The following is a 14,054-nucleotide window of genomic DNA, read 5'->3' as shown; positions in this document are numbered from 1 at the left end:
AAGGCAGAGGGTCAGTAGGACCGGCGCGGTCCGCTGTAGGCGTCCTTGGAGAACACAAACGGAGTCGTTCTTCCCACCAGGGTTTCGATCAGGGCGAGCTCCTGATCGGAGTGGTTCAGAAACGGTGCGTTGCGGATATTCTTTCCCGCGCCACCATCCTTGACGATGTACACCGGCCGGTCGTGGTGGCTGGCGGTGATGGATTCCTTGCTTTGCGGATCATCGTTGGCCTGTACCTCGGTTGCCCCATAGCAGGTACAGAAGTAAGTCTGCTCGGGATCGCTTTCAATATAAAAGCCGGTGCCCCGGATACCGACTGTTGCAGTGGGAGTCGACAGCCGCATGGGCGAATTGCGTGACACCGATAACAGCTTGCCGCTCAACAGCCGCAAGCCACCGATGACCAGACTGCCGATCGACGATTCCGGAGGTTGGATAACCAGGTTGCTGTCACCACGGAGAATCATCGAGTGGGAGTTCACCACAAAAATGACTTCGCTGTTTTTGCCAGTTTGCAGGGTGTCGCCAGACTTGATGGGCGTCGAGAGCGTCGCCTTCTGGTTGTTCACCAGAACGTCACCCGAAAGACCGTAAATGCTTTGTCCAGGTGGCAGTTTGGAAGGCTTGGTTCCGAAAATGCTGAAGCCCTGGGCTTGGGCTTGTGGCAATGCCGCACCGAACACGCCAGCTGCCAACGCTTGGATCAGCCACAAGCGGCGTTCGTCATCTACTTCGTCAAAGTTCTTCATGTGACAGCTCCTGAGGTTCACCCCATTGTCGCGGATATATGGCCTTCTGCAAGCGATACCTAACGCTTGAGCTTGGCAAAGGCGCTGGCCATGGCTGAACCGCCCGCCGCGTTCTGGTCACGGTAACTGCCCTGTTGACGTTCTCCGCGAGCTGGGCCTTGGTAGCGGTTGTCCCCTGACCCCCTTCCGTCATTGCTTTTGTTGCCCGCAGGTGCCGCGCCGATCTTCATGGTCAGGCTGATGCGCTTGCGTGCGACATCGACTTCCTGCACCTGCACTTTGACGATGTCACCGGTCTTCACGACCTCGCGCGCATCGTTGACGAACTTGTGTGCCAACTGGCTCACGTGGACCAGACCGTCCTGGTGCACGCCCAGATCGATAAACGCGCCGAAGGCGGCCACGTTGCTGACCGTGCCTTCGAGGATCATTCCCTCTTTCAGGTCGGCAATGTCTTCCACGCCGTCGTTGAAGCGCGCCACCTTGAAATCCGGGCGCGGATCGCGGCCGGGTTTTTCCAGCTCGGTGAAGATGTCCTTGACGGTGATCACACCGAACTGTTCGTTGGCAAACAGCTCGGGGCGCAGCGTTTTGAGCATGTCGGCACGGCCCATGATCTCTGTGACCGGCTTGCCGGTCTTGGCGATGATCTGTTCGATCACGGGGTAGGTTTCAGGGTGCACGCCCGTCATGTCCAGCGGGTTGCTTCCGCCGCGGATGCGCAAAAATCCCGCGCTCTGTTCGAATGTTTTGGCACCCAGCCCAGTGACTTTCATCAAGTCCTGGCGGCTGCCAAAGGCGCCGTTGGCTTCACGCCAGCGCACCACGGCCTTGGCCACAGTGCCGGACAAGCCGGACACGCGGCTCAATAACGGCACGCTGGCGGTATTCAAGTCCACACCGACCGAGTTCACGCAGTCTTCGACCACGGCTTCCAGCGTCTTGGCCAGCTCGCTCTGGTTCACATCGTGCTGGTACTGGCCCACGCCAATGCTCTTGGGGTCGATCTTCACGAGTTCGGCCAACGGGTCTTGCAGGCGGCGGGCAATGGACGCTGCGCCGCGCAGGCTCACGTCCACATCGGGCATTTCTAGCGACGCGAACTCGCTGGCGGAGTAGACCGACGCGCCGGCTTCGGACACCACCACCTTCTCCACCTTGATCTCGGGCGCGCCAGCTTGCGCGGCCATCTTGGCCAGAAGCTTGATCAGGTCGCCGGCCAGCTTGTCGGTTTCGCGGCTGGCGGTGCCGTTGCCAATCGCGATCAGATTCACACCGTGTTTGGCGCAGAGCTTGCCCAAGGTGTGCAGGGAGCCTTCCCAGTCTTTGCGCGGTTCGTGCGGGAATACGGTCGCGGTTTCGACCAGCTTGCCGGTGGCATCGACCACGGCCACTTTCACACCGGTGCGGATGCCTGGGTCCAGGCCCATCACCACGCGCGGGCCAGCGGGCGCTGCCAGCAGCAGGTCGCGCAGGTTGTCGGCAAACACCTTGATAGCTACTTTCTCGGCATCTTCGCGCAGCCGGGTGAACAGGTCACGCTCGGTAGACAGCGAGAGCTTGACCTTCCAGGTCCAGCCCACGCATTTGCGGATCAAATCGTCGGCCGCACGGCCCTGGTGGCTCCAGCCCAGCTTCAAGGCGATGCGGCCTTCAGCCAGCGTGACCACGGGGCCCGCTATCTTTTTGGTAGCTGCTCGCGCATGTCCTGCGGGCGCTACAGGCATATTTGCCTCTGGAAGCACCAGCTTGGCGTCCAGAATGTCCAGCGCACGTCCGCGGAACACGGCCAGCGCACGGTGGCTGGGCACGCGGCCGATCGGCTCGTCGTAGTCAAAATAATCGCGGAACTTGGACACGTCGGCGTTGTTCTCGTCCTTGCCTTCGGCCAGCTTGCTTTGCAGCAAGCCTTCGTTCCACAGCCAGGCGCGCAGGTCTTGCACCAGCATCGGGTCTTCGGCCCAGCGCTCGGAGAGCAGATCGCGCACACCGTCGAGCACTGCGAACACGGTGGAGAAATCGGGCTGCTTGTCGGCAATCTGCTCCGCGGTCAGCGGGGGTTTGAGGTAGGCCTCGGCGGCATCCGCAGGAACCAGCGTGGGATCAGCAAACAGCGCATCTGCCAATGGCTCCAGCCCTGCTTCCTTGGCCAACTGGCCTTTGGTGCGGCGTTTGAGCTTGAACGGCAAGTAGATGTCTTCGACTTCCTGTTTGGTCGCAGCCTGGTGAATTGCGGCGGTCAATGCAGGCGTCAGCTTGCCCTGCTCGTCAATCGCCTTGCACACCGCTTCCTTGCGGTCGCGCAATTCGCGCAGGTAGCTCAAACGGGTTTCCAGTTCACGCAACTGGATGTCATCCAGCCCACCTGTCACCTCTTTGCGGTAGCGGGCGATAAACGGCACAGTGGCGCCTTCGTCCAATAGCTGGACGGCTGATTGCACTTGGTCGGGACGAACACGGATTTCCTGCGCGATCTGCGCGATGATTTGCTGCATGGGGGGAAGACTGACGCTGACTAAGAATATGGGATGCTACGGAAGTAGCCGGGGAACGAATCTGAAAACAACTGAGAACGAAGAACAGGAGTTTGCCACATGTACCTTGCCTCCCTGGATCAGCACCTGCTGGCCTCTGCGCCCCAGCAGAATCTGTCCGGTTTTGCCCGGTTTGCCAAGGAGTTTTGGTATTTCGGCATCAAGGAGGCCCGCGCCTGCCTGTTTGTAGCGCTGTTCTTTGCCGCGGTTTTTACGGTGCCACGCGGCGGAATTGGCGCTTTGCCGCGCTACGACGTCTTGCTGATCGTTGCGCTGGCGATCCAGGTCTGGATGGTCTGGACCAAACTCGAAACGCTGGACGAACTCAAGGCCATCTGCCTGTTCCACGTCGTGGGTTTTGCTTTGGAGGTCTTCAAGACGTCCAGCGGCATCAAGTCATGGGCCTACCCGGATTTCGCGTACACCAAGCTGTGGGGCGTGCCACTGTTTTCTGGCTTCATGTATGCCGCTGTTGGCAGCTACATCATCCAGGCCTGGCGCCTGTTCGATTTGCGGATTCAGCACCATCCGCCCTACTGGATGGCCGTGTGCGTTGCCATCGCCATCTACGCCAACTTCTTCACCCACCACTACATCGGTGATTACCGCTGGTACATCGCGGCATGTGCCCTCGGCCTTTACGCGCGGGCTACCGTCGTGTTCCGTCCGCTGGACCGGGAGCGGCGCATGCCGCTGCTGTTGGCCTTTGTACTGATAGGCTTTTTTATCTGGCTGGCGGAAAACATCAGCACCTTCTTTGGCGTATGGAAGTACCCCAACCAGCTGGGCGCCTGGTCTGCCGTGCATGTGGGCAAGTGGAGCTCATGGTCGTTGCTGGTGATCATGACGTTCACCATCGTGGCCCACCTCAAGCACATCAAGCGCAGCATCCACGTGCCGCAATAACCCGTAAACTGACCTTCACAACCACCAGACAACTCCCATGCCCAGCTCCACCATCTCCATCCCCAGCCACGACGGCAAAGCGTTTGACGCCTATTTATCTTTACCGCCCACCGGCAAAGGCCCAGGACTGGTGCTGATCCAGGAAATCTGGGGGGTCAACGCGCATATCAAAGCGGTCGCCGATTCCTATGCGCTCGATGGCTATGTGGTGCTGGCGCCCGATGTGTTCTGGCGCCAGGAGCCGAAGACGGACCTGAACTACGACGAGGCCGGCACCAAGAAAGCCTATGCACTGATGCACGCGCTGGACGCCCCGAATGCGGTGAAGGACCTGGCTGCCACGGCGCAGGTATTGCGCGCACTGCCGGAAGTCACTGGCAAGGTGGGCGTGGTGGGCTTCTGCATGGGCGGGCGATTGTCGTACCAACTCGCAGCGACCGGCGCCGTCGACACCTCGGTCTGCTATTACGGCGGTGGCATTCACAACGCACTGGACGTAGCGCCCAAAGTGCAGGTGCCTATCCTTTTCCACTACGCCGCGCTCGATGCGCACATTCCGCTCGCCGCAGTTGAATCTGTCAAAACGGCGTTCGCCGGCCACAGCAATGCGCAGTTTCATGTGTACGAAGGCGCAGACCACGGCTTCAACTGCTGGGCCCGCCCCATGTACAACCAGCGCGCTGCGGCTTTGGCGCACGGTCGCACGCTGGAGTGGTTGTCCAACCACCTGGGCTGAAGCCTCCCACCATGGCAGATTTTGATTTGATCGTCATCGGCGGTGGCTCGGGTGGCGTGCGTGCGGCCCGCATCGCAGCCAACCATGGCGCACGCGTGGCCCTGGTCGAGGAATACCGGCTGGGCGGTACTTGCGTCATTCGCGGCTGCGTGCCCAAGAAGCTGATGGTTTACGCCTCACGCTTCGCACAGGAGTTTGAAGAGGCTGCAGGGTTTGGCTGGACGCTGGGTACGCCGCGCTTTGACTGGGCCACGCTGAAGGCGCGGCGCGATGCAGAGGTGGCCCGCCTTGAGGGCATTTACCGTAGCAACCTGCTGGCGGCAGGCGTAACCATTTTGGAAGACCGCGCGGTGCTGGTGGACAGCCGCACGGTGGCGTTGTCGAGCGGCAACCAGCTGACAGCCACTCACATTTTGATAGCTACTGGCGCACAACCCTCGGGCGTTACCGCCACAACGGGCCATGAACTCGCGATTGACTCCAATGGATTCTTTGAGTTGGAGCAACTGCCCCGCCGGGTCGTCGTGCAAGGCGCGGGCTACATCGCGCTGGAGCTGGCCTGTGTGCTGAAACTCTTGGGTTCCGAGGTACAGGTGGTAGTTCGCGGCGACAACATCCTGCGCGGGTTTGATGCCGATGTACAGCAACACCTGAGCCAGGAACTGGTTGCTCTGGGCTTGCAGTTTCACTACGGTCGCCACATCACGGCCATCACCCAAAGCAGTCATTGCATGCAGGCGGCACTGGACGATGGCACAGCGTTAGAGACCGATTGCGTGCTGCGCGCCCTGGGCCGCAAACCCAATACCGCCGGGCTGGGCCTCGAAAATCTGGGGCTGAAACTCGATGTCCACGGCGCCATCCCGGTAGACGCCTATTCGCAAACGGCCGTACCCGGCGTCTACGCGGTGGGCGATGTGACCAACCGCGTCAACCTCACGCCCATGGCCATCCGCGAAGGCCATGCCTTTGCCGACACCGTGTTTGGCAAGACGCCACGCAGCGTGGACCACACCTTGGTGCCCACCGCCGTGTTCACCACACCCGAGGCTGGCGTGGCGGGCCTCACCGAAGAGCAGGCCTTGAAGCAATACCCGCATCTGGATGTGTACCGCACCAGCTTTCGGCCCATGAAAGCCACGCTGTCCGGCCACAAGGGCAAGATGCTGCTGAAGCTGCTGGTGGACCGCGATACCGACCGGGTGCTGGGCTTTCACGCAGTGGGCCCAGATACCGGTGAAATGGCGCAGCTGGTTGGCGTGGCGCTGCAAATGCAGGTCACCAAGGCCGCGCTGGATGCTACGCTCGCGGTACACCCGACGGCAGCCGAAGAGCTCGTCACCATGCGCACACCTGCCGTGCGACACAACCTTTAACCCTGAAAAACCCAGCCGATGCCCCTCACCTCTACTAGCGTCGGCACCCTCCCCGCGACCACCCCACCAAAAATCCAATGGACGGAGGCCGGCGAAGAACGCTCCGCGCTGTGGCGTTCGGAACGCGGCGCGCCGCCTCCTAAAAAAGTGGTGCTGGCGGACGACACCATGACCGCAGACGACGCCTACCGCCTGGCTTGCGCGGGCACGGCGCTGCTGTGGCGCGGCGATTTTCATAACGCACGCCAATTGCTGCAGGCATTGGCCCGTCGCATTGACAAGACGCCCGAGCGCAAGAAACGCAAAGCAGCGGGCACACCAGCGCCCGAAGTCTCCCCCGTTGATGCGTTCAACCAGCATCGCCAAGCCCAGTCGCAACGCGCGCGCATTCTGGCGACGGTGTTGCTGCCGTTTAACGCGGACTACGGCATCCCCCTGCGCCGCGCGCCGGACGCGCGCCAGGCCTGTGCCGAGGCGTGGGGCCCGGTGACGGAGACCGATGGCAACGGCGTTGCTTCGTTGCGCGATCTACTGGGCATGATCAGCGCGCACGAGTGGCACAAAAAGGGCGTAGAGATATCGGTGCTGGGCAACGCGCCCAACAACCGCATCTACCCCAGTTACGGCGTGTTCTCGCCGGTGCGGGGTGAATACGTGGACTTGGTGGCCAAGGTGCCATTGCCGAAAACCGGACAGACACCCTTCTGCGCATTTGACATTGGTGTGGGCTCCGGCGTGCTGTCGGCGATGCTGGCACGCCGTGGTATCGCGCGCGTCATAGGCACCGACCAGGACCCGCGTGCTCTGGCCTGCGCCAACGCCAATTTGCAACAACTCGGCGTTGCGGCCAGGGTGAAAGTATTGCAAGCCGACCTGTTTCCGCCCGAGACATTTGGAAAGGCCTCCGTGATCGTCTGCAACCCACCCTGGTTGCCCGCGCGACCCAGCGCGCCGATTGAACACGCGGTCTACGACGAAGGCAGCCGCATGCTGCTGGGCTTTTTGAATGGGTTGGCGGCTCATTTGCTGCCACAAGGTGAAGGCTGGCTGATCCTGTCGGACTTTGCGGAGCACCTGGGCCTGCGCACGCGTGCGGAATTGCTGGCAGCGTTTGGAAAAGCGGGGCTGACTGTATTGGGCCGACTGGACGCCAAGCCGATGCACCCCAAAGCCACCGATGCTACCGACGCTCTGCACGCCGCACGCACCGCGGAAGTGACTTCGCTGTGGCGCTTGGGCGTGCAAGAAAAAGGCGGCGCTGCCTAAAAGACAGGCATACACTGGCGCCATGACTTGGAAAACCCCGCTCCGGGTGTTTGCATGCGTTGGCGTAATGTGGTGCTTTGCGATGCCACCGGCATTGGCTGCGTCACCCATCAAGCTGCGCGTGGGCATGGGCCTGTTCAAGCCGCCCTACATCATGGAGTCGGACAAGGCAGGCCTGGAATACGAGATCGCCGACCAGGCGTTGGCCGCCGCGGGTTACCAGATGATTGCCGTGCATGTGCCGCCCGCTCGTGGCCTGTACATGCAGCGCGCCGGACAACTGGACGGCCTGCTGACCGTGGACGAAGGCATAGGCGGCAAGGATTTCTTTTCCGCGCCCTACATCACGTACCAGAATGTGGCGATCACGCTGACCCGGCGCAATATCCAGCTTAAAAGCATTGAAGACCTCGCCAACTATTCAGTTGCTGCGTTTCAGAACGCCAATGTCATACTGGGTGAGCGCTTCAAAGCCGTGGTGGATAGGCACCCCGACTACCGGGAGTACGCACAGCAAATCATCCAGAGCAACCTGCTCTACACCAGCCATGTGGACGTGCTGGTTGGCGACCGGCGCATTCTTCGATACTTCAGCACCCGGATGGACCCCTCCATAGACGCGAAGCAGGATGTCACCATCCAAACCATCTTTCCGCCTACTCCGCGCAAGGCGGTGTTTCGCGATGCGATGGTGCGCGACCGCTTCAATGCGGGCCTGAAGACCATACAGACCAACGGCGTCTATGACGCGATCATGAAGAAATACGCCGCCTATCTGCAGCCCTGATACGCTCGGCCTCTTTCTACATCGGACATTCTCATGACGAGCCCCATCTATACCGCCTCCGTCCCCGTGTTTCAGCAAATGCTGGGCGGATTGAAAACCGTGCTGACCAAAGCCGAAGCGCACGTCGCCGAAAAGAAGCTCGACCCCAACGCACTGTTGCAGGCTCGCCTGTTCCCCGACATGTTCACTTTGCTGCGCCAAGTGCAAGTGGCCACCGATTTTGCGAAAAGCGTCTCGGCACGCCTGGCCGGCGCCGAAGTGCCCAAGCTGGAAGACAACGAAGAAACGTTTGCACAGCTGCAGGGCCGAATTGACGTGGTGCTGGCCTACATCAGCGCGCTGGACGTTGCACAATTTGACGACGCGGCCCAGCGCGAGATCGTGACCCAGGCCGGTACGCCGAAGGAAAAGCGTTTCACCGGCCAGTCCTACCTGTTCAACTACGGCCTGCCGCATTTCTTCTTCCACACCACGACGGCCTACGCCATCCTGCGCCACAACGGTGTGGCGGTTGGCAAGAAGGATTACATCGGCACCTATTGATCTGCCAGCACGGTGCGGTTGCGGCCATCCTGCTTGGACTGGTACAGCGCCGCATCGGCCCGGGCCACCGCTTCAAGGCAGCTTTCGCCGTAATGCAGGCTGGCAAGACCCGCCGAGAAGGTGACTTGCACCGCAGGCTGGTTGGCCCAGACGAACGGCGTGGCCAACACCTGCCGCAAACGCTCCACCACCAGCAAGGCTTCTTCCACTGTGGTGCTGGGCATCATCAGCAGGAACTCTTCTCCACCCCAGCGCGCCAGCATGTCCGGCCCGCGCAGGGCTGCGGAGGCACCATGGGCGAAGCGCTGCAACACCTCGTCGCCCGCAGCATGTCCATAAGTGTCATTGACCTTCTTGAAGTAGTCCAGGTCGATCATGCAAAGACAGGGCGGCACCGTCTCGCGCACAGCGCGGCGGTCTTCGTATTCCAGCAGCTCCATCGCACTGCGGCGGTTGGGCAAACCGGTCAAGGGGTCCTGGCGCGCCAGCAACTGGTTGCGCTCGAGCGCGACGTTCAACTCCTTTTTCTGGATACGGAGGTTTTCACGGATCGCGCTGAGCCTTGCCGCCATGTCGGCGACCACCGTGAAGATGACCGCACAGCAGACAAACACAATGGCCTCCACATACGGCGTGCTTTCTTCCAGCCGCAGCACGACCGAGACGCCAATGGACAGGCCCAACATCAGCACGGACACCACACCCAGTTGGCGACAGCGCTGCGGCGACAGTGTGAACGCACCAAATACCAGCACAAGTGGTGTGATGATCAACAGCATGGCGCGCAATTTCGGGTTCAGCATATAGGCCAGACCCAGTATCAGGAAAGCAAACACCATTTGCGGTGCCGTCATCGCCGGATCGGCCAGTTGCTTGCTCCAGCCAGACCGCATGGCAGCGTAGAACGCAGCAATCCCGCACAGGGCGCTCGCCAGAATGATGGTGGCGCCCATGGCACTGGCAAGCCCCAGATACACCGCCACCAGTTGCAGGGCCAACATCACCAGATACACACCGGTGGTCGTCAGCCAGAAACCCAGGTACAGGCGCTGGTAAGAATCCTGGCCCAACAACCAGACAAACCGGGGAGCGGTTTTGGTAGTGGGCTTGGTCATTAACTCAGGTGCGTAGTGCTTTCTTCAACTCTACTCCCAATTCGGGCTTGTGAGAAAACGGGTCGGTCGGGTTGCGCGCCATCAGCACATCTTCCAGCCGGGTCTGCACCGAACCAATCGCCTTGGGGTGGCTGTAGATATAGAACTGGTTGGCGGCAATCGCGTCGAACACTTTTTGGGCAACCTGTTCGGCCGTGACTTTGCCGCTGCCCACGGCCTTGTCGCTCATCGCCTGCCCGATCAGCTGGCTGCGCGTAGGCTTGTCGGCCGCCAGTTCGCCGGGGCGATTGCGGTGGCTCTGGCTAATGCCGGTGGGCACAAAGAATGGACACAAGACGCTGGCGCTGATCTGGTCCGTCATCAAGGCCAAGTCCTGGTACAGCGTCTCGCTCATGCTGACCACGGCATGCTTGCTGGCGTTGTAGATGCCCATGTTGGGCGCGTTCAACAGCCCGGCCATGCTGGCGGTGTTGACGATGTGGCCCTGGTAAGCCGGGTCTTTGGCCGCAGCCTCCAGCATCATCGGTGTGAACACGCGAATGCCGTGTGCCACACCCATCAGATTCACGCCAATCACCCATTCCCAGTCCGCCGCGGTGTTCTCCCAGATCAGGCCGCCAGCACCAACACCGGCGTTGTTGAACACGAAATGCGGTGCTCCAAAGCGCTTCAGCGTGGCTGCGCCCAATGCTTCCACTTGATCGGCTTTGGAGACATCCACGCGCATGCCCAACACCTGCGCGCCGGCGGCTTCCATCTCGGCGACGGCTTTGTCCAGCGCATCCTGCTGTACATCGGCCAGCACCAAATTCATACCCAGCTTGGCGCCAATGCGGGCGCACTCCAGGCCGAAGCCCGAACCGCCGCCGGTCAATACGGCTGTCTTGTTTTTGAAATCGGTAATCACAGGTTTGCTCCTATACAAAATCTAAGAACGCAGCATTTCCAGATGGGCGATGCCGTCTTCCATGTACGGAAGGTGCATGTCAACAAAGCCATGCTGTTGGTAAAAATCTTTCAAGCGGGCCTGGGCGCCAATGCGTATGGGTTGCGGGCCCCAGGTGTCATCACAAGCGGTAATCGCTTGCTTGATCAGCGGATGGCCCAGACCCATGCCACGCGCGCTGGGCCGGGTAACGACGCGGCCTATGCTGACCTCGGCAAACGCCAAGCCTTTGGGCAGGCAGCGCGCGTAGGCCACCAGCACTGACGCGCCGTCTATCTGTTGGGTGCCCAGCAGGTGCATGCACTGCGCGTCCTTGCCATCCATGTCCGGGAACACGCAGTTCTGCTCCACCACAAACACTTCGCTGCGCAACTGCATGGTTTCATACATCTGCGCGCCGCTCAATGCGGTGAATGGCAACAGCTGCCACTGGATGGCTGAGCTCATGCAGGCTGAACCGCTTTCAACACATAGCCAATGCGTGGGAAGTGCACATGCACTGTGCCTGCGCGTTCGTCCACGCGCTTGAGCGTGTAGCGCGTGCGGGTGGCCGCGACCAGCTCGCCTGTCGTCGTTTCCTGGCCGAAGATTTCGGCGGCAATCGTCACCTGGCTGCCCAGCGGGATGCCATGCTCGTCCTGGAATACGCCATCTGCATCAGAGGAGAAAACGGCCCCAAATTGCCCTGAACCGCCCGCAGAATGCGCGCAAGCTGCTATCGAATCTGCAGCAGAAAACTTTTCCATAGCTCCATGACCCAATGACGCCATACGGTCCATCCACGCCAGTACCGAGGGCGTCGCGTCCAGAATGCCCGCCATCACGGGCACGCGCACGCGGCTGAACCACAGTGGGTGATAGACCGCGAAGTCGGCCACGCAGGGCGCGTCGCCCATCAGGAAATGGTGGCTCTCCAGCATCGTCGCAATGCGGCGCAGGTAGCTTTTGTAGGCGGCGGTCGCATCGCCTGGGCGCAGGCGTGTCATGCCGGTAGACATGGCACCACGATCTGCGCCGAAGGCTTTGGCGGCTTCGGGCGGCGCGCCTTCAAACATCGTAGCCGCGCCTTTTGGCTGCAGGTTGTAAGCCATCGCGGCCCAGAACAATGTCGTGTCAGCCCACTGCGCCAGCACGCGGGCCAAACCCTTGTGCGAAGCCGGGTACAAAGTGGGCGTGGGCTGGATGTGTTCCAGCACATCGCAGATCAGCGCGCTGTCGCAGTAAACGTCGCTGCCGATCTGCATGAATGGCGTCTTGCGGTAGCCGCCGGTCAGCGCCAGCACATCGGGCTTGGGCATGATGGACGGAATGATCACCGACTTCCAGGCCAGCTTTTTGTAGCCCAGCACGAGGCGGATTTTTTCGGAGAACGGCGAGGTGGGGTAGTGGTGAAGAATGATGTCGGCCATGAAAGTCTCCTTGTTGTTCGGTGTGATTAGCGAGGCATCGCGCGGGTGATGATGGCGTCAAAGTCCACCGCAGCGCCCAACGTGCCAAAGGTGTAACCCCAGTCGCCGCCCAGGCGTGAATCGCAGAATGCGCTGAACACCGCAGTGGGTGCGCTCTGGTACAGGATCGCGGCCTGCACGGCCAGCGCCACATCCTGCGCCAGTCGGCGCGCTTCCATCTCGGTCGCCATCAGCTCCACGCGAGATGGCAAGGCCGCAGCCAGACGGTCCAGCGCGGCATGCGCGCCTTTCGCGGGTGCCAGCTCTTTGGCCAGCGCGGCCGCAGCGTCTCCTTTGCGCAAGGCGCGCAACAGGTCCAGCGCCATGATGTTGCCCGCACCTTCCCAGATGGAGTTCAGCGGCATCTCACGGTAGATACGGGCCATGATGCCCTCCCCGCCCGCTTCCACATAGCCGTTGCCGCCCAGGCACTCCATCGCCTCCTGCGCAAACGCGCTGCCGCGCTTGCAGATCCAGTACTTGGCGATCGGCGTCAGCAGGCGGCCCATCAGTTGTTCATGTGGGTCAGATTTATTATCAAAAGAGCGCGCAAGCCGCATGGAGAGCGCTGTCGCTGCTTCGCTTTCCAACGCAAGGTCGGCCAGCACATTGCGCATCAACGGCTGGTCGATCAGGCGTTTGCCAAAGGCTTCGCGCTGCGCGGCGTGGTTCATCGCAATGGAAAGCGCCTGGCGCATCAGGCCGCTGGTGCCCAATGCGCAGTCCAGCCGCGTCATCGTGCCCATCTCCAGAATCTGCGGCACGCCGCGCCCTTCCACGCCGACCAGCCAGGCCGTCGCGCCCTGGAACTCGACTTCGGAACTGGCGTTGGCCTTGTTGCCAAGCTTGTCTTTCAGCCGCTGCACACGGATGGTGTTGAGGCTGCCATCAGGCAAAACGCGCGGAATGAAGAAGCACGACAGGCCCGCCGCGCTTTGCGCCAACACCAGAAACGCGTCGCACATGGGCGCCGAGAAAAACCACTTGTGGCCCACCAGTTTGAAGCGCTGGCCCCAGGCATCGGTGCCGTCCGCAGTCGCCTGCGTCGTATTGGCGCGCAGGTCGGAACCGCCCTGCTTCTCCGTCATGCCCATGCCCATCGTCAGACCGCGCTTCTTGGAGAACAGTTTCAACTCGGGGTCGTAGGCGCGCGCCGAGAGGCCCGGTGCCCAGTCCTTGAAGATCGCTTCGTTGCCATGCAGCGCGGGCATCACCGCATAGGTCATCGAGATCGGGCACAGGATGGACGGCTCCGTCTCGGTAAACATCGTGAAGCCTGCCGCGCGCTTGATGTGGCCATGTTTCGTGTCTAACCACGGGCTGCCGTGTAAACCCGACTCAGCGGCAAGGTCCATCAGCGCGTGGTAGCTGGGATGGAACTCCACCTTATCCACGCGGTTGCCAAAGCGGTCATGCGCGTGCAGCACCGGGGTGTGGACGTTGGCCAAACGCGCGTGGGTCTGGTATTCGGTGCTGCCCAGCTTGTCGCCAAGCGCCGCAAAAGATGCGGTGTCCAAGTCCGGCGCATTGAACTTCAGCGCATCGCGCAGCGCTTGGTTGCCAGTGAAAACGTTGTAGTTCTCCAGCGGCTCCACCTGGTTGGTGACCGCATGGGTGGGAGGATAGAGAACCTCAGTGCTCACGGCGC

General features: G+C 61.3%; 13 protein-coding genes. 6 read left to right on the top strand and 7 right to left on the bottom strand.

The window, feature by feature from the left end:
• Positions 1 to 11 precede the first annotated feature (11 nt).
• Together AC1DV6_RS12770 and AC1DV6_RS12765 are read right to left on the bottom strand one after the other, a co-directional pair.
• On the bottom strand, positions 12 to 749 hold the full coding sequence (locus AC1DV6_RS12770) for a FecR family protein (RefSeq protein ID WP_477977877.1): 738 nt from the start codon (positions 747 to 749) through the stop codon (positions 12 to 14).
• A gap of 59 nt (positions 750 to 808) precedes the next feature.
• Positions 809 to 3,244 carry a Tex family protein gene (locus AC1DV6_RS12765; protein ID WP_477977875.1) on the bottom strand — a complete coding sequence of 812 codons (2,436 nt, stop codon included), beginning with the start codon at positions 3,242 to 3,244 and terminating at the stop codon, positions 809 to 811.
• A gap of 99 nt (positions 3,245 to 3,343) precedes the next feature.
• Here AC1DV6_RS12765 and AC1DV6_RS12760 point away from each other — a divergent pair, with 99 nt between their 5' ends.
• The 6 genes from AC1DV6_RS12760 to AC1DV6_RS12735 are packed head-to-tail and all read left to right on the top strand — an operon-like array spanning position 3,344 to position 8,897.
• Positions 3,344 to 4,189, top strand: a complete 846-nt coding sequence (locus AC1DV6_RS12760; RefSeq protein WP_477977873.1) for a DUF817 domain-containing protein — start codon at positions 3,344 to 3,346, stop codon at positions 4,187 to 4,189.
• A 37-nt stretch (positions 4,190 to 4,226) separates the two neighbouring features.
• Complete coding sequence (locus AC1DV6_RS12755) at positions 4,227 to 4,925, top strand: dienelactone hydrolase family protein (RefSeq protein WP_477977871.1); 699 nt, start codon at positions 4,227 to 4,229, stop codon at positions 4,923 to 4,925.
• An 11-nt stretch (positions 4,926 to 4,936) separates the two neighbouring features.
• Positions 4,937 to 6,301: a glutathione-disulfide reductase gene (gene gorA, locus AC1DV6_RS12750; protein ID WP_477977869.1), complete on the top strand. Its 1,365-nt coding sequence runs from the start codon at positions 4,937 to 4,939 to the stop codon at positions 6,299 to 6,301.
• 18 nt (positions 6,302 to 6,319) lie between these two features.
• A complete protein-coding gene (locus AC1DV6_RS12745; RefSeq protein ID WP_477977867.1) occupies positions 6,320 to 7,567 on the top strand; it encodes a methyltransferase in 1,248 nt (415 codons plus the stop codon).
• A gap of 22 nt (positions 7,568 to 7,589) precedes the next feature.
• Positions 7,590 to 8,354, top strand: a complete 765-nt coding sequence (locus tag AC1DV6_RS12740) for a substrate-binding periplasmic protein (RefSeq protein ID WP_477977865.1) — start codon at positions 7,590 to 7,592, stop codon at positions 8,352 to 8,354.
• 33 nt (positions 8,355 to 8,387) lie between these two features.
• Positions 8,388 to 8,897: a DUF1993 domain-containing protein gene (locus tag AC1DV6_RS12735; RefSeq protein WP_477977863.1), complete on the top strand. Its 510-nt coding sequence runs from the start codon at positions 8,388 to 8,390 to the stop codon at positions 8,895 to 8,897.
• Here AC1DV6_RS12735 and AC1DV6_RS12730 read toward each other — a convergent pair.
• From AC1DV6_RS12730 to AC1DV6_RS12710, 5 genes are read right to left on the bottom strand one after another with little or no spacing between them, the layout of a single operon-like run.
• Positions 8,891 to 10,012 carry a GGDEF domain-containing protein gene (locus AC1DV6_RS12730; RefSeq protein WP_477977861.1) on the bottom strand — a complete coding sequence of 374 codons (1,122 nt, stop codon included), beginning with the start codon at positions 10,010 to 10,012 and terminating at the stop codon, positions 8,891 to 8,893. The two genes, AC1DV6_RS12735 and AC1DV6_RS12730, sit on opposite strands and share 7 nt — an antisense overlap.
• A gap of 4 nt (positions 10,013 to 10,016) precedes the next feature.
• Positions 10,017 to 10,919, bottom strand: coding sequence for an SDR family oxidoreductase (locus tag AC1DV6_RS12725; protein WP_477977859.1), 903 nt, complete (start codon positions 10,917 to 10,919; stop codon positions 10,017 to 10,019).
• 21 nt (positions 10,920 to 10,940) lie between these two features.
• The gene (locus AC1DV6_RS12720; RefSeq protein WP_477977857.1) at positions 10,941 to 11,405 is read right to left on the bottom strand and encodes a GNAT family N-acetyltransferase; all 465 of its coding nucleotides are present in this window, start codon (positions 11,403 to 11,405) and stop codon (positions 10,941 to 10,943) included.
• Complete coding sequence (locus tag AC1DV6_RS12715) at positions 11,402 to 12,367, bottom strand: glutathione S-transferase family protein (RefSeq protein ID WP_477977855.1); 966 nt, start codon at positions 12,365 to 12,367, stop codon at positions 11,402 to 11,404. The genes AC1DV6_RS12720 and AC1DV6_RS12715 overlap by 4 nt, the downstream gene beginning before the upstream one ends.
• Positions 12,368 to 12,393: 26 nt before the next feature.
• A complete protein-coding gene (locus AC1DV6_RS12710; RefSeq protein ID WP_477977853.1) occupies positions 12,394 to 14,049 on the bottom strand; it encodes an isovaleryl-CoA dehydrogenase in 1,656 nt (551 codons plus the stop codon).
• Positions 14,050 to 14,054: the final 5 nt, after the last annotated feature.

Source organism: Rhodoferax sp. P2_H8_2, assembly GCF_056403235.1.
Note: the sequence above shows the minus strand (reverse complement) of the source record. Positions and strands in the feature narration are given on the sequence as shown.

Bases quoted from the DNA above. Each gene is read 5' to 3' on its own strand.
- AC1DV6_RS12770 (WP_477977877.1), bottom strand. From the start codon at position 749: ATGAAGAACTTTGACGAAGTAGATGACGAACGCCGCTTGTGGCTGATC.
- AC1DV6_RS12765 (WP_477977875.1), bottom strand. From the start codon at position 3,244: ATGCAGCAAATCATCGCGCAGATCGCGCAGGAAATCCGTGTTCGTCCC.
- AC1DV6_RS12760 (WP_477977873.1), top strand. From the start codon at position 3,344: ATGTACCTTGCCTCCCTGGATCAGCACCTGCTGGCCTCTGCGCCCCAG.
- AC1DV6_RS12755 (WP_477977871.1), top strand. From the start codon at position 4,227: ATGCCCAGCTCCACCATCTCCATCCCCAGCCACGACGGCAAAGCGTTT.
- gorA (WP_477977869.1), top strand. From the start codon at position 4,937: ATGGCAGATTTTGATTTGATCGTCATCGGCGGTGGCTCGGGTGGCGTG.
- AC1DV6_RS12745 (WP_477977867.1), top strand. From the start codon at position 6,320: ATGCCCCTCACCTCTACTAGCGTCGGCACCCTCCCCGCGACCACCCCA.
- AC1DV6_RS12740 (WP_477977865.1), top strand. From the start codon at position 7,590: ATGACTTGGAAAACCCCGCTCCGGGTGTTTGCATGCGTTGGCGTAATG.
- AC1DV6_RS12735 (WP_477977863.1), top strand. From the start codon at position 8,388: ATGACGAGCCCCATCTATACCGCCTCCGTCCCCGTGTTTCAGCAAATG.
- AC1DV6_RS12730 (WP_477977861.1), bottom strand. From the start codon at position 10,012: ATGACCAAGCCCACTACCAAAACCGCTCCCCGGTTTGTCTGGTTGTTG.
- AC1DV6_RS12720 (WP_477977857.1), bottom strand. From the start codon at position 11,405: ATGAGCTCAGCCATCCAGTGGCAGCTGTTGCCATTCACCGCATTGAGC.
- AC1DV6_RS12715 (WP_477977855.1), bottom strand. From the start codon at position 12,367: ATGGCCGACATCATTCTTCACCACTACCCCACCTCGCCGTTCTCCGAA.